At 70.1% G+C, this 22,035-nt stretch carries 23 protein-coding genes and 1 tRNA gene; 11 read left to right on the forward strand and 13 right to left on the reverse strand.

The genetic code is table 11. The features are described 5' to 3' along the window. Positions 1–5 precede the first annotated feature (5 nt). Positions 6–986, reverse strand: a complete 981-nt coding sequence (locus BLT19_RS02770) for a nucleoside hydrolase (RefSeq protein ID WP_091485915.1) — start codon at positions 984–986, stop codon at positions 6–8. 49 nt (positions 987–1,035) lie between these two features. Between BLT19_RS02770 and BLT19_RS02775 the strand changes: the two genes are divergently transcribed. Continuing rightward, complete coding sequence (locus tag BLT19_RS02775; RefSeq protein WP_091485919.1) at positions 1,036–1,887, forward strand: PfkB family carbohydrate kinase; 852 nt, start codon at positions 1,036–1,038, stop codon at positions 1,885–1,887. A gap of 9 nt (positions 1,888–1,896) precedes the next feature. Here BLT19_RS02775 and BLT19_RS02780 read toward each other — a convergent pair whose 3' ends face one another. The 3 genes from BLT19_RS02780 to BLT19_RS02790 form a co-directional block, all read right to left on the reverse strand. Continuing rightward, complete coding sequence (locus BLT19_RS02780) at positions 1,897–3,636, reverse strand: acyl-CoA dehydrogenase (protein WP_091485923.1); 1,740 nt, start codon at positions 3,634–3,636, stop codon at positions 1,897–1,899. Between the two features lie 74 nt (positions 3,637–3,710). Next, entirely contained in the window at positions 3,711–5,102 is a 1,392-nt protein-coding gene (locus BLT19_RS02785) for an NAD(P)/FAD-dependent oxidoreductase (protein ID WP_091493176.1), read from the reverse strand. Between the two features lie 59 nt (positions 5,103–5,161). Next, a tRNA-Gly gene (locus tag BLT19_RS02790) sits at positions 5,162–5,235 on the reverse strand. Between the two features lie 107 nt (positions 5,236–5,342). Between BLT19_RS02790 and dcd the strand changes: the two genes are divergently transcribed. Beyond that, a complete protein-coding gene (gene dcd, locus BLT19_RS02795; protein ID WP_091485928.1) occupies positions 5,343–5,948 on the forward strand; it encodes a dCTP deaminase in 606 nt (201 codons plus the stop codon). Between the two features lie 305 nt (positions 5,949–6,253). Here dcd and BLT19_RS02800 read toward each other — a convergent pair whose 3' ends face one another. Then, on the reverse strand, positions 6,254–7,156 hold the full coding sequence (locus BLT19_RS02800) for a MarR family winged helix-turn-helix transcriptional regulator (RefSeq protein WP_091485932.1): 903 nt from the start codon (positions 7,154–7,156) through the stop codon (positions 6,254–6,256). Between the two features lie 129 nt (positions 7,157–7,285). On the opposite strand from BLT19_RS02800, the gene BLT19_RS02805 reads away from it, so the two are divergent. Continuing rightward, on the forward strand, positions 7,286–7,873 hold the full coding sequence (locus BLT19_RS02805) for a MarR family winged helix-turn-helix transcriptional regulator (RefSeq protein WP_231917758.1): 588 nt from the start codon (positions 7,286–7,288) through the stop codon (positions 7,871–7,873). Here the strand turns inward: BLT19_RS02805 and BLT19_RS02810 are convergent. The 4 genes from BLT19_RS02810 to BLT19_RS02825 all read right to left on the reverse strand — a co-directional run bounded on the left by BLT19_RS02810 (position 7,842) and on the right by BLT19_RS02825 (position 11,042). Further along, complete coding sequence (locus BLT19_RS02810) at positions 7,842–8,465, reverse strand: sigma factor (protein ID WP_331710716.1); 624 nt, start codon at positions 8,463–8,465, stop codon at positions 7,842–7,844. The genes BLT19_RS02805 and BLT19_RS02810 overlap by 32 nt on opposite strands. After that, on the reverse strand, positions 8,462–8,845 hold the full coding sequence (locus BLT19_RS02815) for a YciI family protein (RefSeq protein ID WP_091485941.1): 384 nt from the start codon (positions 8,843–8,845) through the stop codon (positions 8,462–8,464). The genes BLT19_RS02810 and BLT19_RS02815 overlap by 4 nt, the downstream gene beginning before the upstream one ends. A gap of 173 nt (positions 8,846–9,018) precedes the next feature. Further along, the gene (locus tag BLT19_RS02820) at positions 9,019–10,449 is read right to left on the reverse strand and encodes an MFS transporter (protein ID WP_091485946.1); all 1,431 of its coding nucleotides are present in this window, start codon (positions 10,447–10,449) and stop codon (positions 9,019–9,021) included. Next, positions 10,446–11,042, reverse strand: a complete 597-nt coding sequence (locus BLT19_RS02825; RefSeq protein ID WP_091485950.1) for a GNAT family N-acetyltransferase — start codon at positions 11,040–11,042, stop codon at positions 10,446–10,448. Before BLT19_RS02825 ends, BLT19_RS02820 begins: the two co-directional genes overlap by 4 nt. A gap of 119 nt (positions 11,043–11,161) precedes the next feature. On the opposite strand from BLT19_RS02825, the gene BLT19_RS02830 reads away from it, so the two are divergent. The 7 genes from BLT19_RS02830 (at position 11,162) to BLT19_RS02860 (ending at position 17,334) form a co-directional block, all read left to right on the forward strand. Beyond that, on the forward strand, positions 11,162–11,395 hold the full coding sequence (locus BLT19_RS02830; RefSeq protein WP_157681736.1) for a hypothetical protein: 234 nt from the start codon (positions 11,162–11,164) through the stop codon (positions 11,393–11,395). A gap of 112 nt (positions 11,396–11,507) precedes the next feature. After that, a complete protein-coding gene (dnaK, locus tag BLT19_RS02835; RefSeq protein ID WP_091485960.1) occupies positions 11,508–13,388 on the forward strand; it encodes a molecular chaperone DnaK in 1,881 nt (626 codons plus the stop codon). A 9-nt stretch (positions 13,389–13,397) separates the two neighbouring features. Next, positions 13,398–13,985 carry a nucleotide exchange factor GrpE gene (locus BLT19_RS02840; protein WP_091485963.1) on the forward strand — a complete coding sequence of 196 codons (588 nt, stop codon included), beginning with the start codon at positions 13,398–13,400 and terminating at the stop codon, positions 13,983–13,985. Positions 13,986–13,999: 14 nt separating this feature from the next. Further along, a complete protein-coding gene (locus BLT19_RS02845) occupies positions 14,000–14,992 on the forward strand; it encodes a DnaJ C-terminal domain-containing protein (protein ID WP_091485967.1) in 993 nt (330 codons plus the stop codon). Between the two features lie 2 nt (positions 14,993–14,994). Further along, positions 14,995–15,462, forward strand: a complete 468-nt coding sequence (locus tag BLT19_RS02850) for a heat shock protein transcriptional repressor HspR (protein ID WP_091485971.1) — start codon at positions 14,995–14,997, stop codon at positions 15,460–15,462. 25 nt (positions 15,463–15,487) lie between these two features. Continuing rightward, on the forward strand, positions 15,488–16,261 hold the full coding sequence (locus tag BLT19_RS02855) for a potassium channel family protein (RefSeq protein WP_091485974.1): 774 nt from the start codon (positions 15,488–15,490) through the stop codon (positions 16,259–16,261). Next, entirely contained in the window at positions 16,258–17,334 is a 1,077-nt protein-coding gene (locus BLT19_RS02860; protein WP_091485977.1) for an AI-2E family transporter, read from the forward strand. Before BLT19_RS02855 ends, BLT19_RS02860 begins: the two co-directional genes overlap by 4 nt. 3 nt (positions 17,335–17,337) lie before the next feature. On the opposite strand, the gene BLT19_RS02865 is transcribed toward BLT19_RS02860, so the two are convergent. The 4 genes from BLT19_RS02865 to BLT19_RS02880 all read right to left on the reverse strand — a co-directional run bounded on the left by BLT19_RS02865 (position 17,338) and on the right by BLT19_RS02880 (position 19,281). Continuing rightward, positions 17,338–18,180 (reverse strand): LLM class F420-dependent oxidoreductase, encoded by an 843-nt coding sequence (locus BLT19_RS02865; protein ID WP_091485980.1) that lies wholly within the window; start codon positions 18,178–18,180, stop codon positions 17,338–17,340. A gap of 108 nt (positions 18,181–18,288) precedes the next feature. Further along, the gene (locus BLT19_RS02870; protein WP_091485983.1) at positions 18,289–18,618 is read right to left on the reverse strand and encodes an SHOCT domain-containing protein; all 330 of its coding nucleotides are present in this window, start codon (positions 18,616–18,618) and stop codon (positions 18,289–18,291) included. A 23-nt stretch (positions 18,619–18,641) separates the two neighbouring features. After that, entirely contained in the window at positions 18,642–19,061 is a 420-nt protein-coding gene (locus BLT19_RS02875; protein WP_091485987.1) for a DUF6325 family protein, read from the reverse strand. Between the two features lie 10 nt (positions 19,062–19,071). Continuing rightward, entirely contained in the window at positions 19,072–19,281 is a 210-nt protein-coding gene (locus BLT19_RS02880) for a hypothetical protein (protein ID WP_091485990.1), read from the reverse strand. A 135-nt stretch (positions 19,282–19,416) separates the two neighbouring features. Here BLT19_RS02880 and BLT19_RS02885 point away from each other — a divergent pair, with 135 nt between their 5' ends. Beyond that, entirely contained in the window at positions 19,417–21,984 is a 2,568-nt protein-coding gene (locus BLT19_RS02885) for a LuxR C-terminal-related transcriptional regulator (protein WP_157681737.1), read from the forward strand. The last annotated feature ends 51 nt before the right edge of the window (positions 21,985–22,035 follow it).

Consider the following 22,035-nt stretch of genomic DNA (forward strand, 5'->3'; position numbering starts at 1 on the left):
GGCGCTCAGCCGACCGCGTCCGGTCCCGGCACCTCACCCAGCAGGACACCCATCAGGTGCTCGGCGACGGGTGCGGCGACTTCGAGGACCACGCGGGTGCGAACGCCCTCGTGATCGCGCGTCGCGATGCGCTGGCCCCGAAGGTCTGCGATCGTCTGACCACGCCCGGGCCCGTCCGTCGTGTCGACTCGCACGGGCACTCGCGGTGCGCGATCGGGCGTGATCGCGCCGGTGGCCAGGACCGCCGCGAGCGGATCGTGCAGCGCGCTGGTGCGGGTGCCGTAGATCGGCACGTAGAAGTCCAGATAGTGATCCAGCATCGCGCCGACCGCGGCCGCCAGCGGTGCGGGCGCGGCGGCGAGACGGTCGCGGTCGGCCTCGGCGAGCGTGTGCTCCATGGTGACATCCAGCGGCACGAGCGTGACGTCCCAGTCCGCCGACAGCAGCGCCTCGGCCGCTTCCGGGTCGTTGAAGATGTTGGCCTCCGCGGCCGGCCGGATGTTCCCGGGTACCAGCGCGGCCCCGCCCATGCTCGTCACGCCCGCGACGCGTGAGGGCAGCGTCGGGTCCGCCGCGAGCGCGAGTGCGATGTTGGTCATCGGACCGATCGTGAGCACGTGCAGTCGTCCGGCGTATCGGTGCGACAGCTCGATCAGCAGCTCGACGGCCGATCGGGCGTCGGGCTCGCGGTCGGCGTGCGGGAGCACCGCGCCGCCGATGCCGTTATCGCCGTGGACGTGCGCGGCGCCGCCGCCGAACGCACTGGTGAGGTGATCGTGCGCGCCGACCGCGACCGGGATGTCGTCCCGACCCGCCAGGGCGAGCAGGTCCAGCGTGTTGCGGGCGGCCTGCGCGGCGGAGGTGTTGCCGCTGACCGTGCCGATCCCCACCAGATTTATGCTCGGCGACCCCAGCAGGTAGGCGATCGCGACCGCATCATCCACGCCGGTGTCGCAGTCCAGATACAGGGGGATCGGCTCGCTCATCATTCGGTTATACCCCGACTGCGCTGCCGGCCCGTGATGGAATGGGCCCATGACCTCGCCGATCCTGGGTGCACTGACGGTCGTCGGCAGCATCAACGTCGACCTGACCGCCACTGTCGCGCGACTGCCCGGCGCGGGTGAGACCGTCCTGGGCGGCACGCTGCACCGCCTGCCGGGCGGAAAGGGCGCGAATCAGGCCGCAGCGGCGGCGCGCCTGGGCGGGCGCGTGCGGATGATCGGCGCCGTCGGCGACGACGGCGACGGCCAATGGATGCTCCAGTGCCTCCGTGACGCGGGAGTCGACACCTCCGGGGTGTGGCTGGGCGAGAAGGCGACCGGCACCGCGCTGATCACCGTCGACGAAGCCGGTGAGAACCAGATCGTGGTGTGCGCCGGAGCCAACGAGGCCGCGTCCATCGACGGCGTCTCCTTCCCGCCCGAGGAGGCAGTGCTTGCGCAGCTGGAGATCCCGTTCGATGTGGTGAGCGCCCTGGGGGACGCGGTGCCCGGATTCCTCGCGATCAACGCGGCGCCGGCGCGCACCCTGACCGAGGCGCTCGTTCGTCGCGCCGATCTGGTCATCGTCAACGAGACCGAGTTCGAACTGCAGCCCGAGCTCTCCGACGCCCGTCTGGTCGCGATCACCTATGGGGCCGACGGGGCCGCGCTGCGGTCGAACGACCGCGAAGTGGCCCGCGTGGCCTCCCCGCGGGTACGAGTGGTCAGTTCGGTGGGCGCCGGCGACGCGTTCTGCGCCGCGATCACCCTCGCGCTGCACGCGGGCTGGGCGGCGGAGGACGCGCTGGCGGCGGCGTGCGCAGTGGGCGCCGACGCGGTCACCTCTGCCGCGGCGCAGCCGCCGCTGCGTCGGCTGGAGACCTACCGCCCGGTGGGGGGCTGACGCGACGCGTCAGGCGATCTCACCGCTCGCGATGGTCTCGGCCAGTGCGTGCACCCTCGGCAGGTGATGCGCGCCGTAGAAGTCGGCCGACGTGAGACGCTCGCGATCCGCGTCGGTGAGGGACGGATGCCGCAGCACCGCCGTCACGGCGAGCCCGTGCATCCATCCTCCGGCCAGTGTTCCGAGCAGCATCAGGTACGGCACGCTGACCGCGTGCACGTCGCGGAGTGCGCCCGCGAAGGCGATCAGGTCGGCGGTCGCGCGACGGGATGCCGCGACCGAACGCTCCAGCCGGTCGGCGGCGCGGGTCGCGACGGGGTCGCCGGCGGCCCGCAGGTCGGCGATCGTCTCATCGATCTGCCCGAACAGCTGCTCGACGGTGGAACCGCCGTCTCGGATGACCTTGCGCCCGACCAGGTCGTTGGACTGGATCGCCGTCGTTCCCTCGTAGATCGTGGTGATGCGCACGTCACGGTAGTGCTGCGCGGCGCCCGTCTCCTCGATGTAGCCTATGCCGCCGTAGACCTGGAGGGCCTCGCTGGTGACCTGCACCGCGTCCTCGGTGGTCCAGCCCTTGAGGATCGGCACGAAGAACTCCGCCGCCTTGGTGAGCGCGGGGTCGCGGTCGGCACGGTCGAGCAGGTCCCCGACGTACACGCCCAGGGCGCGCATCGCGAAGATCTGGCTCGAGGCGGACAGCAGCAGACGGCGGACGTCGGGGTGCTCCGAGATGGCCGCGCCCACCGGGCGGTCGAGTACCGTGCCCTGCGTGCGGTCGCCGGCGTAGGCGGCAGCGGCCTGGTACGCACGATCGGCGATGCCGGTGGCCTGGAAGCCCATCCCGGCGCGCGCGGAGTTCATCATGACGAACATGCCGGCAAGGCCGCCGCCGACCTCGCCGACGAGGTAGCCGGTGGCATCCTCGTACGAGAGCACGCAGGTCGGGCTGCCGTGGATGCCGAGCTTGTGCTCGATCGAGACGGTCGTGATCGCGTTGCGCTCGCCGGGGGCGCCGCTTGGACCGGGGAGGAATTTCGGCGCGACGAACAGCGAGAGTCCCTTGGCGCCGGCCGGGGCGTCGGGGGTGCGCGCGAGCACCAGGTGCACGATGTTCTCGGCGACGTCGTGATCGCCCCAGGTGATGAAGATCTTCTGGCCGCGGATCGCCCAGGCGCCGTTCGGATCGGCGGGGTCGCGCGGGGTCGCGACCGTGCGGATCGCGCCGAGGTCGGTGCCGGCCTCGGGCTCGGTGAGGTTCATCGTGCCCGTCCACTCGCCCGAGACCAGTTTCGCGAGGTACGTCTCGCGCAGCTCGTCGGATGCGGCGGCATCCAGCGCGTGGATCTGGCCGGCTGTCAGCAGCCAGCACAGGGCGAACGCCGCATTGGATCCGTTCCACATCTCGCCGAGCCCGGCGCGCACGGCACCGGGGAGGCCGTCGCCGCCCGCCGACACCGGCGCCTCGGCGGTGACCCACCCGGCCTCGACGAACGCCCGGTACGCGTCGGCGTATCCCTCCGGCATCCGGACCTCGCCATCGTCGAAGCGGGCGCCGATCCGATCACCGACCGCCTCCAGCGGAGCCAGGACGGATGCCGCGAACTCGCCGGCCGCCGTCAGGATGTCGGTCGCGTCGTCAGCGGTGAGCTCGCCGCCGGTGGCCCGCTCGACCAGGTCGAGACCGAAGGCCTCGCCGAGCAGGAACGTGTAGTCCGCGACGGGCGGGACGTAGCGGGATGAATCGGCCATGGCGTGCTCCTCGGCTCGCGGCGGAAATGAGACCGAGGTTCAGTGTACGTGGAACTGAGTTCCATCGCGAGGAGCTATGAGTCGAATCCCATGCCGACCGCGTCGAGCGTCTTCAGCAGCAGGTTGCGGCGGCCTTCGTTGTGGTCGGCGCGATCCATCGACCACCGCACGAGGTTGACGCCGATCGAGGTCGCCGGTTCGGGCGGGAACGGCAGCGGTCGCTCGCGGACCATCTGCAGCTCGGTGCGCTCGGTCTTCTCGCCCGACAGCAGGTCCAGCATCACGTCGGCGCCGAACCGCGACGCACCCACGCCGAGCCCGGTGAAGCCGGCCGCGTAGGCGACCGTGCCCTTGCGCGCGGTGCCGTAGAACGCGCAGAACCGCGAGCACGAGTCGATCGCTCCGGCCCAGCGGTGCGAGAAGCGCAGACCCGCCAGCTGCGGGAAGGTCGTGAAGAAGTGGCTCGCCAGCGTGCGGAACGACTGGGGTCGCTCTTCGTAGGCGGCGCGCACCTTGCGGCCGGGGTGGTACACCGCGTCGTAGCCGCCGAAGAGGATCCGTCCGTCGGCGCTCTGGCGGTAGTAGTGGAACTGGTTGGCCAAGTCGGCAACGCCCTGACGGCCCTCCCACCCGATCGAGGCGCGCTGCTCGGAGGTGAGCGGCTCGGTCATCAGCACGTAGTCGTAGACCGGGACGGTCATGAGGGTGTTGCGCGCCAGCAGCGACGGGAACACGTTCGTGGCCAGCGCGACGTGCCGCGTCCGCACCGATCCCGCGGGCGTCCGCACGACCGGGCCCGGATCGATGCCCGTCACCCGGGAGTGCTCGAAGATCTCGACGCCCAGTTCGGCCGCTGCCCGAGCCAGCTCCAGTGCCAGCTTCGCTGGGTGCACCAGCGCGGTGCTCTCGCGCTCCCATGCTCCGCCGAGGTAGGTGGGCGAGTCGACGAGAGCGCGGGTGGCCGCGGCATCCAACATGCCTTCCTCCTCGGCCAGCCACGCCAGCTGGTGCGGTTCGACCGCGACGGACAGGGTGCCGGTGCGCTCGAACTCCGCGTCCAGGCCGTAGCGCTGCACGGTCCGCCCGATCTCGTCGAGGTTCTGGTGACCCAGGCGCTCCAGCTGCGCGAGCTCGTCGGGCCAACGGCGCAGACCGTTCTCGTAGCCGTGGGTCAGGCTGGATTCGCAGAACCCGCCGTTTCGCCCGGACGCCGCCCAGCCGACGGTGCGCGCCTCGATCACGACGACGCTGCGGTCCGGGTCGCGCTCCTTGGCTCGCAGCGCGGTCCACAGGCCGGTGTAGCCGCCGCCGACGATCACGAGGTCTGCGGCGTGATCACCGGTCAGGGTCGGATGCGCAGGCGTGTCGAGACCATCGAGCCAGTAGACGCCGTTGCGCGAGCCGGCCAGACTTTCACGGATGACGCCGTCGCTCGGAGCGTTGCGTTCGAAGACCGTCGTGTGCATGTCATCGTCCTTCGTCGGATCGAGCACTGTGCGACCTGTCGACCGCGTGACGGGTCGGATGGAGGGGATGACGGGAATCGAACCCGCGCTATCAGCTTGGGAAGCTGAAGTTCTGCCATTGAACTACATCCCCACAGCGCCCCGGAGGGCATGAGGCCAGCATAACAAAGGGCGAGCGGATGCCTCGACGAGACGACCTCGCCGCGGCATCCGCTCGCCCGCCCTCGGTAGGCTGGCCGCGTGCTGCTCTCCGATCGTGACATCCGCCTCGAGCTCGACGCCGGCAGGATCGGCCTGGACCCGTGGGACCCCGAGATGGTGCAGCCGTCGAGCGTCGACGTGCGGCTCGACCGGTACTTCCGGCTCTTCGACAACCATAAGTACCCGTTCATCGATCCGGCCGAGGACCAGCCTGAACTCACGCACCTCATCGAGGTCGCGCCGGATGAGCCGTTCATCCTGCACCCCGGCGAGTTCGTGCTGGGCAGCACGTTCGAGCTCATCTCGCTCCCCGACGACATCGCCGCGCGGCTCGAGGGCAAGTCCTCGCTCGGCCGCCTCGGGCTGCTGACGCATTCGACGGCCGGCTTCATCGACCCAGGGTTCTCCGGGCACGTTACGCTGGAGCTCTCGAACGTCGCGACGCTGCCGATCAAGCTCTGGCCGGGCATGAAGATCGGGCAGGTCTGCTACTTCCGGCTGTCGTCGCCGACCGAGAACCCTTACGGCTCCGGGCCGTACGGCAACCGCTACCAGGGCCAGCGCGGCCCGACGGCCTCCCGCTCGTTCGTGAACTTCCACCGCACCGACGTCGGCACCTCCGACGCGGGGTCGCGCGGGCAGTAGCGGCGACGCTCGGCGGCTCCGACGGGGTTTGTGGTGTGCCGCGGTGCCGGTTCGCGGCGGCCCGTGCGCGGCGGCCGATTCGGGTAGGCCGCGGGTATCGGAACCGGTTCCCGACGGCCGGATGTGCACCAACTCCTCCTCGCGCCTGGCGGCTCGGAGTGCGACCTGCGGGAATCCGCGGGTCGGCTCGCTGAGGCGGTCATGCCAGGAGGAGTTATGACACACGTCGCCCCGGCGGACCGCCGGAACAGGCGCGGAGAGGGCGCGATCCCATCGGATCGCGCCCTCTCTGTTCGTCTGAGCGATCAGACGGCGTCGGATGCCGGGCTCGCGGCGCTCCCGCGGGCGAAACCCGCGTCGAAGCCGCGCTCGTAGGCGCGTTCCGCGCCGCGGCGCTCGCTACGGTGCCCGTGCTCGAAGCCACGGTGCCCGCCGCGCGGGCCGAACCCGTGTCCGGAACCGCACGCCGCAGACGCGGTGCGCGGATCGAAGCCGTCCTCGGGGCGTCCCAGGAATTCGGGTCCGACGGGGCCGAAGCCCGGACGGAAGCCGTGGTGACGGTTGTGGCCGTAGCCATCGCGGATCTCTCCGTCGGCGGGCTCGGGTGCCTCGCCGCCGGCCTCCGGGCCGAACCCGGTGTCGCCGGGGAAGCCCCCGCGACCGGGGAAGCCCCCACGCCCGGGGAAGCCCTCACGTCCGGGGAGACCGCCGCGGCCGCGCCAGGGTCCGAATCCCGGGCCGAAGCCCGAACGGAACCCTCGGCGCACCTTCGGTGCATTCTCGTCCCAGCCGAGTTCGCGGGCGATCGCCTCGAGCGAGGCGAGGGTGGTCGCGAAGTCCTCGGGCGAGACCGCGCCGGCGACCCGCGAGCGGATACCCTCGACGAGCTCGCCGAGCCGTGCCTGTGCGGCGCGACCCTCTTCGGTGATCGTCCAGGTGCCGTCGCCCTGCTGCTCGACCCAGCCGCGCTCGGCCAGGCCTCCAAGGCGCTTGCCCTTGCGGGCCAGACGCTCGGCGAAGCCCGCGGCGTCGACGTCTCCGGACAGGATGTTGAGGATCATCCAGTCGCGGCGGCTCGTGCCGGTGCCGTCGAAGGCGGTCGCGAACTCCTGCGAAAGGAGCGCGTCGACCGTGCGCAGCCAGAAGCCGAGCGGCTTCGGGTCGGAGGTGGGCGGGTTTTCTGCGTGTGTGTTGTCTTCGGTGGTCATTGTGAATCCTTTCGGGGCGGTGCCGCGGTATCAGATCGCGGGGCCGCCGATTCTTCCATGTCGTTTTGCATGTACATGTAGTGTGACATATGAATGTGAATCATGTCAAGTCGCATGTAAATTCGAGATATGGCCGACACTCCGAACGACCCGACCGACGCGATTGCCGCCGCACTGGCGAGGCTGCGCGGACGCCGGATGCCGCGGCCGCCGTGGGCCGATGGCGTGATGCCCGAGGGTGCAGCGGGACCCTGGGGACGCGGCCCGCACGGCATGCACGGGCACGGCGGCCGGCCCGATCACGGCGGCCACTCGCGCGACCCGGGAGACGCGTCGCGCGGTCGCGGTGGCCCGCCGCCGTGGCTCGCCGGCGCGCGCCTCGGCGGCCCCGCGCGGCTCCGGCTGCTGGAGGCTCTGGCCGCGGCATCCCACCCGCTCAGCGTGGGAGAGATCGCCGAGGCCGTCGGCGTCGACCAGCCGCGGGCGTCACGCCTCGTCCAGCAGGGCGTCGAGACGGGACTCGTCCGTCGCGAAGCCGATCCGGACGACGCGCGGCGCACGCGCGTCGCACTCACCGACGCCGGGCGGAGCATCGTCCGCGGATTCCGTGGCGAGCGTCGCGACGCGATCGACACCGCGCTGAGCACCTTCACCGACCAGGAGCGCGCCGACCTGGCGCGGCTGCTCACCAAGCTCGCCGACGCCTGGCCCCGCTGAGCCGGACGGCCCCGCTGGGCCGGCGGGCCCGCTGGGCCGACCCCGCTGGGCCGGCGACCCGCACGCGCGCGCCTGTTTCCTGTCCGCGCGGCGTCGTTCTGTGCCGCGCGAACAGGAATGTGCCGCGCGACAGCGCGAAGCGCCCGGGGCGCGCGCGACAGCGCGAAGCGCGCGCGCCAGACCGCCCGCGGTGCAGGGCCGGGTGGCAGCACAGCAGCATGAGGCGCAGCTGCTCGTCGCCGACCTCCGGATGTTCCACGATCGGCACCTCCTCAGGCGCTCCGGGTTCACGGACGAGTTCGGGTGCCGCGGCGGTGAGGCGACGAGCGGATGCCGCAGCCCGCCGCAGCCGGTCGATGGCACGGTTGCGGGCCACCGTGTAGAGCCATCCGGCCGGGTTGGCGGGGATCCCTTCGGCGCCCCACGTCTCCACCGCCTGGACGAGCGCGTCCTGCACGCTCTCATCGGCCAAGTCGAGGTCGCCGAACCGCGCCGCGAGGATGGCGAGCAGGTGCCCGCCGTCCTCGCGAGCGAGGCTGGTGATGGCGGCCGAGACGGCCGGGTCGGTGCGCAGAGCCGTCGGGTCCGTCAGGAGACGAGGCGCGGTGCGCCGGTCTCATCCGGGCGCATCGCGATGGGTCGCACCTCGACGGACCCCGCCGGGATCGGCAGTTCGGTGGCCAGGGCGAGCGCCTCGTCGAGATCCGCGGCACGGACGACGTAGAACCCGGCGAGCTGCTCCTTGGTCTCGGCGAACGGTCCGTCGATGATCGCCGGTTCGGCGCCGTACGCACGACGCACGGTGGTGGCGGTGGCGCTGGGCTGCAGACTGCCACCGCTGATGAACACGCCCCGCTCGAACAGTCCGCGTGTGTAGGCCGTCCAGGCGCCCATCGCCTCCTCGAGACCGGGTTCGCCCGGACCGGGTGCGGGGTTCGACTCGTCAGCCCCGATGATCAGCATGTACTCCATGATTTCCCCCTCTGATTGCCGAACAGTCCGATGATGACAGCCACGACGACCGGAACCGTCAGGTCGTGGCCGATGCGCATCGGACTGCGTTCGGACGGGGACGCTCCCCGTCTCTCGCAGTCATGACGCAGCGGGATCGTCGGATCGACAGCATCCGCAGGAAATTCTTGGAATCAGATCCGCTGGTGCTTGGGCAGCTTCACGACCAGCAGCAGACCGAGGCCGATCGCCAGGATGATCGTAATCCCGAGGATGCCGAAGTAGGTCGCCCCGAACCATCCGATGAACAGCGCCCACAGCAATGGGGAGAGGAAGCTCATCGCCCGTCCGGTGGTGGCATAGAGCCCGAACACCTCGCCCTGCATGGTGTGGGGCGTCACGCGGGCCAGGAGCGAGCGACTGGATGCCTGAGCCGGGCCGACTGCGGCCGACAGGACGATCCCGCCGATCCAGAAGACGGTCTTGCCGCCCTCGTGGAAGAAGAAGACGAACAGCGCCGAGACGATCAGGATCGACAGAGCCGCGATGATCACGGCCCGCGCGCCGAAGCGGTCATCGAGCCGGCCCGCGGCGATCGTCGAGATCCCGGCGACCAGGTTCAGCGCGATCCCGAAGATGATCACCTCGTTCGGGGTGAACCCGAAGGCGGCCGCGGCCAGCACGCCGCCGAACGCGAAGACGCCGGCGAGCCCGTCGCGGTAGACGGCGCTGGAGATCAGGAACCAGAACGTCGACCGGTGATTGCGGTACAGCGAGACGATGTCCCCCACCAGCACCACGTAGCTCTCGAAGAAGCCGACCTTTGGGCGGTCGAGCCGCGCGGCGGCCTCGGGCACATTGAGGACGAAGGGCAGGGCGAACACGATCGTCCAGACCGCGGCGCCGACCGCGATCAGGCGGTACGCGAGTCCGCCCGAGACGTCCAGGCCGAACCACTCGAACTGATTCAGGAGGACGACGATGACCAGCGCGAGAATGCCCCCGATGTAGCCGAGGCCCCAGCCGAGTCCACTCACGCGCCCGATCGTCTTCGGCGTCGAGACCTGCACGAGCATGGCGTTGTAGTTGACGCCGGCGATCTCGGAGGCCACCGACCCGAGGGCGACGATCGCCGCGCCGACCCAGAAGAACGCCGGTTCGGCGTAGACGAAGAACAGCCCGAACTGCAGCAGCGCCAGCACGACGGTCCCGCCGATGACCCACTTCTTCTTGTTGCCCTGCGCGTCGGCGCGCTGGCCGAGCACGGGAGCCAGCAGCAGGATCAGGATGCCGGCGGCGAACGCCACCCACCCGTACCAGCTCGCCAGATCGGCAAGACCGCGGCAGTACCCGGTGGCGGCGTCGACGGCGTTGGAGCACTCGATCGTGCCGTCCGCGTTCTGCGCGGCGACGCCGGCCGGCAGGAAGCTGTCCGAGACGAGGTAGAGCGAGACGAAGACGAAGGTCAGGATGACGGAGTTGAAGGGCTGCGTCGCCCAGTCCCAGAACGCCCACGACACGACCTGTTTGCGGGGGACCGGTGTCGCATCGACCTCATCGGTGCGCAGGGCCGCGGTGTTCAGCAGCGGCTCCGCAGGTGGCTGCGAGGCGTCGGGTTCGCTCATGCCGTAACGCTAGGTCCGTTGGGTGAACGAGAAGTGGCGCCGCGCCACTCGCGTTCGAGGATCGCGTAGATCCCGGTGTCGCTCCACTCGTCCTTCAGCCACATGTGCTCGACGAAGTGCGCCTCGTGACGCATCCCGAGCCGAAGGCACATCGCCACGGACGCGTCGTTGCGCGGATCGAGCTCCGCGTACACCCGGTGCAGGCCGATCTCGTCGAACGCGACATCGAGCAGCAGCCGCGCAGCCTCGGTCGCGTACCCCTTTCCGACGGCGGACGGATGCAGGATCCAGCCGATCTCGGCGGTGCGATCCTCGACACTCTGCAGGTGGAAGTACATGGTGCCGACGAACCGGCCGTCCTCGTCACGGATGGCGGGCTGGACGAAGTCGTCGGGCTTGTCCAGACGCCCGGCTCCGGCATCCCGGGCGAGCACCTCCGCCACCTTCTCGCGCGAGCGCGGCTCGTAGAGCAGGAACCGGCACACCTCGGGGTCGGACTGCATCTCGTAGAGCGGCTCGAAGTCGTCCTCGCACAGCAGGTCGAGCGTCACGCGCTCGCCGTGCAGCGGCCGGAAGTCCCAGGGCAGTGCCATGAAGCCATGATGGCCCGCCGGATAGGCTCACGGGCAGAACCTGCGGAAGAGGGCCGATGAGCGAAGCGGATGCTGCGACCGGGGTCCCGCGCGGCCGAACCGCGCGACGCGCTGCGCGCATGAAGGACCTCGGCGCGAACGCCGATTCGGTCGTGTTGTATTTCAAGGAGCGCATCTACGCGACCTTCACCGGCCTCGCGATCGTCCTGGTGGCCACGGTGAGCGATCATCCCACCCCGGCCCATTCGGCGCTTCTGCTCGTGCTGGGCGTACTGGGCATCACGGCAGCTCGTCGTGCTGGGCCTGCTCGTGGTGCTGCTGCAGACGCTCGCCCACAGCGAAGAGAAACCTGAGCCAGTTCATATCAAGTTCATTTGACATGCTCACCGCGCCTTCGATAGGGTTGAGTCATCTCGGCTCAACCTCGGTTGATCCGACCCACACACTTTCAACAAAGGAGAAGCAATGCCACGTGCTGTTGGAATCGACCTCGGTACCACCAACTCCGTCGTCAGCGTCCTGGAGGGCGGCGAGCCCAAGGTCATCGCGAACGCCGAGGGTTTCCGCACGACTCCGTCGGTCGTCGCCTACACGAAGGACGGCGAGGTGCTCGTCGGCGAGACCGCGAAGCGCCAGGCCGTCACCAACGTCGACCGCACCGTCTCTTCGGTCAAGCGCCACATGGGCACGGACTGGAAGTTCGACGTCGACGGCAAGAAGTACACGCCGCAGGAGATCTCGGCGCGCATCCTCGCCAAGCTCAAGCGCGACGCCGAGGAGTACCTGGGCGACTCGGTGACGGATGCCGTCATCACCGTCCCCGCGTACTTCAATGACGCCGAGCGCCACGCGACGAAGGAAGCCGGCGAGATCGCGGGCCTGAACGTCCTGCGCATCATCAACGAGCCCACCGCTGCTGCGCTGGCCTACGGCCTGGACCGCGGCAAGGAGGACGAGCTCATCCTCGTCTTCGACCTCGGTGGTGGAACGTTCGACGTCTCGCTGCTGGAGGTGGGCAAGGACGACGACTTCTCGACGATCCAGGTGCGCTCCACTGCCGGCGACAACCGCCTCGGCGGTGACGACTGGGACCAGCGACTCGTCGACTACTTCATCAAGCAGTTCAAGGACACCACCGGCGTCGACGTGTCGGGTGACAAGATCGCCCTGCAGCGCCTCAAGGAGGCTGCGGAGCAGGCGAAGAAGGAACTCAGCTCCTCGATGTCCACCAGCGTGAACCTGCCCTACCTGTCGCTCACCGACAGCGGCCCGGTCTCGCTCTCCGAGACGATCACGCGCGCCAAGTTCGAGGACCTCACCAAGGATCTGCTGGATCGCACCAAGAAGCCGTTCGAGGACGTCATCCGCGAAGCCGGCATCAAGGTCAGCGACATCGACCACGTCGTGCTCGTGGGTGGTTCCACCCGCATGCCCGCCGTCGCCGAGCTGGTCAAGCAGGAGGCCGGCAAGGAGGCCAATAAGGGCGTCAACCCGGATGAGGTCGTCGCCGTCGGCGCCGCCCTCCAGGCCGGCGTCCTCAAGGGCGAGCGCAAGGACGTGCTCCTGATCGACGTCACCCCCCTGAGCCTCGGCATCGAGACCAAGGGCGGCATCATGACGAAGCTCATCGAGCGCAACACCGCCATCCCCACCAAGCGCAGCGAGACCTTCACGACCGCCGACGACAACCAGCCGTCGGTCGCGATCCAGGTCTTCCAGGGCGAGCGCGACTTCACGCGCGACAACAAGCCGCTCGGCACCTTCGAGCTCACCGGCATCGCCCCGGCTCCCCGCGGCATCCCGCAGGTGGAGGTCACCTTCGACATCGACGCGAACGGCATCGTGAACGTCTCCGCGAAGGACAAGGGCACCGGCAAGGAGCAGTCGATGACCATCACCGGCGGCTCGTCGCTGCCCAAGGAGGACATCGAGCGCATGGTCCGTGAGGCCGAGGAGAACGCGGCCGAGGACAAGAAGCGCCGTGAGTCCGCCGAGGTGCGCAACCAGGCCGAGACGCTCGCGTACTCGATCGACAAGCTCATCAAGGAGAACGACGACAAGCTCCCCGAGGACGTCAAGACCTCGGTCCAGGCCGACGTCGACGCGCTCAAGACGGCGCTGGCCGGCGAGGACGACGACGCGGTCAAGACCGCGTTCGACGCGCTCAACGCCAGCCAGGGCAAGCTCGGCGAGGCCATCTACGCCTCGTCGCAGGCTGCCGGCGACGCTCCGACGGGCGCGGGGACCGATCCCGACGCGACCGACCCGGGCAACGGACAGGCGCCGAACCCCGAAGAGGACGTCATCGACGCCGAGGTCGTCGACGACGAAGACGACAAGAAGTAGGACAGACACATGTCGAAGAAGGACCACGACGAGCCGTACGGCTACGACGGGCCCGACGCACCGGAGCCGGCGGAGGAATCCGCCGGCTCCGGCGCGGCCGCCGACGCGCTGACGGTCGATGACATCCTGGGTTCGCCCCAGAACGCCGACGCCGCGGCCGAAGACGCCGTGCTTGCCGACCTCGAGTCGACGCTGCTGCTGGACCTCAAGCGCCTGCAGGCGGAGTACGCCAACTACCGCCGCCGCACCGAGGACCAGCGCGAGCGCGAGATCGAGCGCGCCAAGGGCGAGGCCGCCAAGGGCCTGGTTCCCGTGCTCGACGACCTCGACCGCGCCGAGAAGCACGGCGACCTCGAAGACGGCACGCCGTTTTCGGCGATCGCCGTCAAGGTGCGCGCCGTCGCCGAGAAGCTCGGGGTCACCTCCTACGGATCCGCCGGCGAGGTGTTCGATCCGCAGCAGCACGAGGCGATCTTCCAGGCGCCCACACCCGGCGTCACCGAGCCGACGATCCTCGAGGTCGTCGAAGTCGGCTACCGCCTGGGATCCGTCGAACTGCGGCCCGCGAAGGTCGTCGTCGCCGTGCCGGCCGACTAGCCAGAGGAGCACGTATGGCCAGCCAGGACTGGTTCGACAAGGATTTCTACAAAGTCCTCGGTGTCAGCAAGGACATCCCGGACGCGGATCTGAAGAAGACCTACCGCAAGCTCGCTCGGAAGTACCACCCCGACTCCAACCAGGGTGACACCGCCGCCGAGGCGAAGTTCAAGGAGATCAGCGAGGCCTACTCGGTGCTCTCGGACACCGAGCAGCGCAAGGAGTACGACCAGATCCGCGCCATGGGCGCCGGTGGCGCGCGCTTCACGGCGCCCGGTCAGAGCTCGGGCGGCTTCGAGGACGTCTTCAGCGCCTTCGGGCAGGGCCGCGGTGGTCGCCAGCAGACCCCGCAGGACTTCGAAGACATCTTCAGCATGTTCAACCAGCAGCAGGGCGGCTTCGGCTCCGGCCGGTTCGGGCAGTCCACCGGCGGCTTCCGCGGCTACGGGGGTCCGCAGCGCGGCGCCGACGTGACCGCGCGGACGACGATCGACTTCATCACTGCGACAAAGGGCGAGACGATCACCCTGCAGGGCGAGGACGGCAATCCGTTCAAGGTGAAGATCCCGGCGGGCGTCTCGGACGGGCAGAAGATCCGGCTGCGAGGCCGCGGCCGACCGTCTCCGGACGGCGGCGAGTCGGGCGACATCGTCGTGCAGGTCGCCGTGCGCAAGCACCCGGTCTTCGTCCGAGACGGACTCAACCTGCGCGTCACGGTGCCTGTCACCTTCACAGAGGCCGCGCTGGGCGCCACCATCGAGGTGCCGACGCTCGGCGGCGACCCGGTCAAGCTCCGCGTCGCCCCCGGCACCCCGTCGGGCCGCGTGCTCCGGGTGAAAGGCCGCGGCGTCGAGACGTCCAAGGGTACCGGTGATCTCCTCGCGGAGGTCCAGGTCGCTGTTCCGTCCCATCTGGACGAGGAGGCCCGCGAGGCCCTCGAGCGGTTCCACGAGCTGGAGCCGAAGGAGAATCCGCGCGCCGACCTGATGTCGAAGGCGCGCGGCTGATCATGCCGGACGACGAGATCGATGAGGATGCCCCGATCTTCGCGATCGCGGTGGCGGCCGAGCTGACCGGGATGCACCCGCAGACGCTGCGGCAGTACGACCGGCTCGGCCTCGTCGTGCCGGCGCGCACGCAGGGCGGATCCCGCAGGTACTCGACGCGTCACGTCGAGCAGCTGAGGGAGGTCGCGCGCCTGTCTGCCGACGGGATGAGCCTTCCCGCGATCGCGCGGATCATCGAACTCGAGGACCGCCTGCGAGAGCTGCACGTCCGCGTCCGCGACCTGGAGACGCGGATGCGCACCGAGCTCGAGAGCCGGCCGGGCGCCCGGGTCTTCGCCGCGGGTGCGACCGGATCGGTCGTGACGCTGCGCTCGGGCAGGCGGGTGCGCCGCTCCACCGACATCGTCGTGTGGCGGCCGCGTCAGCAGCTGGAATCGGGCGAGAAGGACAGCGGGTCGGAAAGAGACTGACCGGATCGCGTTCTAGAGTGCAGACGTGAGCACTCCGAACCCCGCACCCGAGCCCGACCCGGCTCGAGGCGAGACGGCGCGCAGCGAGCGCTGGCGGCAGGCGACGTACTGGCCGCTGGCCGTCGCCGCCGGTGTGTTCCTGATCACCTACACCGCCCATGTGATCGGCGACGTGCGGGGCGTCTGGGCCACCGTCACCTCGCTGACGATCGCGATCATCTGGGTGATGTTCATCGTCGACTATCTGGTGCGCTTCGCCCTGTCGCATCCGCGCGGCCTGTGGTTCCGCACGCACAAGGCCGACCTGGTCACCGCGGTCATCCCCGCCCTGCGCCCGGTGCGCCTGCTCGACGCGTTCACGCGACTGGCCTCCTTCACGAAGACGGCGGGCAACAGCATCCGGGCACGCCTGCTCATCTACGGCGTCGGGTCGGCGCTGCTGCTCATCTGGTACGTCGCGCTGCTGGAACTGCAGTTCGAGCGCCACGCGCCGGGCGCCGACATCGACTCGTTCGGGGACGCCGTCTGGTGGGCGTTCTGCACCGTCACCACGGTCGGCTACGGCGACTTCGTCCCGGTGACGATCCCCGGTCGCGTCGCCGCGGTCGCCCTCATGGTCGGCGGCGTCGTCCTGGTCGGTCTGGTCGTCGCGACGATCTCGTCGTGGGTCGTGGAACGCGCCTCGCGCGGCCACGACGACGCGCAGCCGGCGAGCCGGGCCGACATCCAGCGACTGACCGCCGCCCTGCGTACGGCCGAAGAGCGCGTGGAAGCCGAACGCAAGGCGGCGGGGGCGTGAAGAAGCCGCCCGCACCTCCCGTTCCGTCCGCCGCACCTGCCCTCTCGCCGACGCTGCGCGTCCTGATCGGGCTCGCCGCCGCAGTGATCGCGCTGGCTGGGCTCTCACTCGGCCGGGAGCTGGTGGGCCCGCTGGCGCTCGCCGCGGTGATCGTGATCATCTGTCATCCGGTGCGGCATCCGCTCGAGCGGCGCGGCTGGCCGCGGTGGCTCGCCACGACGACCGTGATCGTCGTCGCGTACCTGATCCTCGGCTTCCTTGCACTCCTGCTGTTCTTCGCCGGCACGCAGTTCGTCCGTCTCGTCGCCGACTATGCGGACGAGCTGCAGGGGACCGCGCAGGCCGTGGTGGCATGGCTCGGGTCGGTCGGTCTGGACGACCAGGCGGCGGATGCCGCGGCATCCGTCCTCCAGCCCTCCACGATCGCCGGCTTCGCCGCTTCCCTCGGCGGCACCGTGCTGACTGTGCTCACCGCCTTCTTCTTCGTGCTCGCCTACGTGATCTTCATGGCGGCGGACGGGTCGCGCTACGCGCGCGCCGAGTCGTCCTTCGGCGCGGCGGCGCGCACGTCGATCCGACGGGTCCAGAGCTTCAACACCGGCGTCCGCCGCTACTACATCGTCAACGCGAGCTTCGGCGCAGTCGTGGCGATCATCGACGGACTCGCGCTCTGGGCGCTCGGCGTTCCCGCGCCCGCGGTGTGGGCGATCCTGGCCTTCGTGACCAACTTCATCCCCAACATCGGCTTCGTGATCGGCCTCATCCCGCCGGCCCTGCTGGCCCTGGTGGTCGGCGGGTGGCCGCTCATGCTGGCCGTCATCGCGATCTACTGCGTGGTCAACGTCACGCTGCAGGTGCTCGTACAGCCCAAGTTCGTCAGCGACGCCGTGAGCCTGAGCCTCACGCTGAGCTTCTTCTCGGTGATCTTCTGGACGTTCATCATCGGACCCCTGGGCGCGATCCTGTCCATTCCACTGACGCTCCTGGTGCGCGCGCTCGTGCTCGAGGGCGATCCCGACGCGCGGTGGCTGCGCTGGCTGTCCGGTGACACGGTGTCGGCGCGCGACGGCTGAGCCTCAGGCGGTGCCGTTCGCGCGGTCGCGCCACTGCAGGAGCGGAACGATCTCGGACAGGTCGTAGTCCGGGCCGTCCAGGGCCGGGATCAGCAGGCGCACGCCCTGCGCGTACAGCCGGTCCGGTCCGTCGGGCTCCAGCAGCGGCCCGAAGCGCCGGATGCTGAACCCGCTGGACAGTTCGATCTCTGCGGGATCGCGGTCCTCCTGCGCGCACCAGTCGTGCAGGACGCCGATCTTGCGGGGCAGATCCTCGAGCGTCGCGAACGTGTGCCAGATGTCTGCGTGCTGCGCGACCAGGCGCAGGGTCTTGCGCTCGCCCTGCCCGCCGATGAGGATCGGGATCTTCCGGGTGGGGGCGGGGTTGAGCTCGTCCCAGCGTGCCCGGATCCGGGGCAGGTCGGCCGCCAGCGCGTCCAGTCGGCTCCCCACGGTTCCGAACGGATACCCGTACCCGTCGTAGTCGCGCTCGGCCCAGCCCGATCCGGTGCCGAAGATGAGGCGTCCCGTCCCGGCCGCTCCGGCGCTGATGTGGTCGACGGTACGGGCCATGTCGGCCTGCAGGTCCGGGTTGCGGTACGAGTTGCAGTTCACGAGCGGGCCGAACTCGACCCGTTCGGTGATCTCGGCCATCGCCGCCAGCACCGTCCACGCCTCGAAATGCGGCGCGTCCAGCGGCTCACTGAGCGGGTAGAAGTGGTCCCAGTTGAAGATCGCGTCGACGCCGAGATCCTCTGCGCGCAGGACGGCGTCCCGCAGCTGCGGAAACGTCGCATGCTGTGGTGCCAGCTGCACGCCGATGCGGACGGGACGGGATGCTGCGGGGTGGGCGATCTGCTCGGTCACCCGGACAACGCTAGCGTTCGGCGAGAGACGACCACCCCGAGCCCGCCGTTTGACCCGATCGGCCCCCTCCCCGAGCCGGGAGGGGGCCGATCGGGTCAAGTACCGGGCTCAGCCGAGCAGCTTGGCCTTTGCGGCCGCGAACTCCTCGTCCGACAGGATCCCGGACGCGTGCAGCTGACCGAGCTGGGTCAGCTGCGCCATCAGATCCGGCGGGGCAGCGGCAGGTGCCGCCGGCGCGGTGGGCTGCGCGTTCGCGACGGCCTGTGCGGCCGCAGCATCCATCGCCGCCTGCTGCTGCTGCGCCTCGTACGCCTGCGCCTCCGCAGCCTGGTTGGCCTTGTTCGCCTGGTGCGACGCGACGCCGCCGGCGACCGCGGTTGCGGTACCCGCGACCACGGCGGTGCGTGCGGCCAACCCGAGCAGTCCCGGGCGTCCCATTCTTCGCAACATCTCGATTCCTTTCAGCCGACGTGCTCGGACAAGAACGCATTGACGATCGGGGCGGGGATGCCCTCGCGGGCGAGGACGGCCCCGCCCGCGTCGTAGAGCGCGCCGGCGAACGCCTTGGCCCACAGCAGCTCGACGACCAGGACGGCGGCCGAGCTCCCGGGCGCCACCCCCTCAGCGAGGGCGGCGATGTCGTCCTCACCGGCGAGGCCCGCGAGGTCGAGCGCGGGCACGCCCGCGTCGTCGCTCGTGTCGGAGAGCTCGAGGATGCTGAGCTCCCCGTCGAGCGACCGGGTGACGAAGACGAGGTCGAGCACGTTCACCGTGCCCGATGCGACCAGATCATCCACCGCCTGCAGAATGGCGGGACCGGGGCGGTCGCCGTCGAAGCCGATCGCGTAGAGCTCGATGGGCCCGTAGTCGAATGTGGTCATGTCGTCTCCTTCATCTGTCCAGCGGGTTCACTGAGACGACCTCGATGTTGAGGTCGCGGAACACATCCAGCAGTCCGAGCAGTGCGGGCTGGTCGGGTACCGACCCGACGACGTGCGTGGCCCCCGCGCCGTCGGTCGAGACCGTGAAGCCCTCCAGCGCGGCGATCAGGTCAGGGCCGAGCCGACCCCGGACCACGACCTCCATCACATGCGCTGTCATGCGAGGTCCTCTCCGCTCGGCGCACTGCGTCGTGCCTGATGACATGGTGCAACGGTGGCCTCGAAACCCCGTCACCCTTGTGGGATGATTCCCCTGGCCGGGCGGGGTCAAGCCCGGGGCTGGGAGCCGATGCCTGTGAGCGACACGCGCGTCATCCTTCCGCACGCGGTGGATCGGCCGGTGCTGCGGTCGGCGATCGACGCCGGCATCCGCGCGCCGCTCACGGTCGTGGTCGCTCCCGCCGGCTACGGCAAGAGCGTCCTGCTCACGCAGTGGATGCACTCGCGACCGGACCTGTCGATCGCCTGGCTGGACATCACGGGCGTCGACGTCGACGCCTCGCTCTTCGCAACCCGACTGGTCGAGGCCCTGACAGCGGTGGAGCCCGACATGCCCCACCCTGATGCGCCCGTCACCACCGGCGACGAGCTCGGCGAACCGTTCCTGGAGGCGCTCGCGGCCTCACTCGCCTCGCTCGGCGAGGTCGTGATCGTCTTCGACGACCTCCACCACATCTCCGCCAGCGGCATCGCCGCCGACCTCTGGCGTCTGGCCGACCTGCTGCCGGCGAACGCCCACCTGATCTTCTCGACGCGCACCGACAGCCGCATCGGCCGGAACCGTCATCGGCTGCAGCACGGCCTCGTCGAGCTGCGCCAGGCGCAGCTCGCGTTCAGCGACGAGGAGACGGCGCTGCTGCTCGAGAACATCACCGGCCGCTCGGTGCCGCAGTCGGCGGCCGCGACCGTCGCCCGTCACACGGAGGGATGGGCTGCCGGCGTTCAGCTGAGCGCGCTGACCCTCCGGTTCGAGACCGACGTCGACCGTTTCGCAGACCGACTGGATGAGACCGACCGCCTCATCGTGGACTACCTCAGCGAAGAGGTCCTCGACGCGCAGTCGGCGCAGCGACGCCGGGCGCTCCTGCAGCTGGCCGCCCTCGACGAGGTCTCCGGCGGACTCGCTGAGGCGGTCACCGGCGTGCCCGACGGCGAGCTGTTCCTCGCCGAGCTGCTGAGCGATTCGATGTTCCTGATCCCGGTCACCGATCGACCCGGGCGCTACCGGTTCCATCATCTCTTCCGCGATCTGCTGCGCTATCGCCTGCGCGCATCAGACTCGGGAGAAGAAGCGCGCGTGCTGCTGGCGGCCGCGGACTGGCACCTGCAGTGGGGGGAGTATCCGACCGCGATCGAGTACCTGCTGCGAGCCCGGGAGTGGGAGCGGGTCTTCGCCCTGCTGCTGGCGAGCGGCCGCGATGTCTATGATCAGGTGCGCACGACGACGGTGGCCCGCTGGCTCTCGCTGGTGCCGGGCGACGTCCGGGCGAAGAACCTCGACGCACAGCTGCTCTACGCGATCGTGGCGGGCATGAGCGGGCGCGCGGCACTCGCCCTGGAGATCCTCCGAGGACTGCTGAGCGAGGACCGGATGGATGCCGGCCACCGACAGGTCGCGCTGACCTACCTGGCGGCGGGGGTGCAGTTCCAGCCGCATCCCGAGGTCTCTCTGGAAGCCGGTCGACGTGCCGTTGCGGCGCTCACCGAGCACCCCGAGGCACCCGTGCCGGTCCTGCTCCAGCTCACGCACCGGCCGTTCCTCGAGGCGCTCGCCCTGGTCTCGATCGCGCGAGGCCACTTCCTGGTCGGGGAGCTGGAAGCAGCGCGGAACATCCTGACTCGCACCCTTCACACCGAGGGGGCGACGTATGCCACCTACCGCGTGCATCTGCTGGGCAGTCTGGCACTCGTCGAGGCGTGGAGCGGGCGTCTGCAGATCGCCCTCGAACTCTCCGCCGAGGCGCTCGAACTCGCGCGCGAGCACGCGCTGCTCACGCATCCCGCCCCCGCCGACGCGTACCTCGCCCGTGCGGTCGCCTCGATCCAGCGCGGCGAGCCGGAGGCCGGCGCGATCGCCCTGCACGAGGGTGGCGTGCGCGCAGCCGCGAACCAGCGCACGCAGCTGATGTGGGTGGCGCACCTGGCCGGCACGATGATCGATCCGGATCGATCCGATCCGGCGAACTTCGAGCCGTCATCCGCCCCTCCGCCGCTCGTCCGCCGCGCGCAACTGGCGCTCGAGTGGCGAGCGGATCGCCTGCGGGGCGAGCCCCGCATGCAGCTGAGCGAACCCCTGACGGAATGGTCGACACTCGCCTTCGAGCAGGTGGCGGCACTGCTCGCACGCGGCGAGGCGCGGCGGGCTCGCGAGTACCTGACCGCGGTGCGCTTCACCCTCGACCCGCTGAGTCCGGTCGCGAAGATCGAGCGAGGGATCGCGCTGGCCTGGCTGGGCCTGGCCGAGGGCCGCACGAGCGAGGTGCGTGCGCAGCTCGAGTCGGCGCTTCAGGTCGCAGAGAAGGAGCGGCTGCTTCTCGTGGTCACCTCCGCCGGTCCGGTCCTCGCCGAGCTCATGGCGATGCTGCCTGCCCCGCAGTCCGCCTTCCGGCGGCTCGTCCAGGAGCGCCTCGGAGTGACGCGCGATGCGGAGGCGGTGCAGCTGGCCGAGCCGCTGACCGCACGCGAGCTGGAGATCCTCGCCCTGCTGCCGACACGTCTGACCAACACCGAACTGGCGGCACGGTACTTCGTGTCGGTGAACACGATCAAGACCCACGTCGGGCACATCTACCGCAAGCTCGACGTGACGGGGCGAGATGCCGCGGTGGCGCGTGCGCGCGAACTCGGCCTCGTGACGGTCTGAGTCCGGGCGGCGGTCAGCCGGCGCGGCCGGCCCGCATCAGCCGGCGCAGCC

Source organism: Microbacterium pygmaeum (assembly GCF_900100885.1).
GTDB lineage: Bacteria > Actinomycetota > Actinomycetes > Actinomycetales > Microbacteriaceae > Microbacterium > Microbacterium pygmaeum.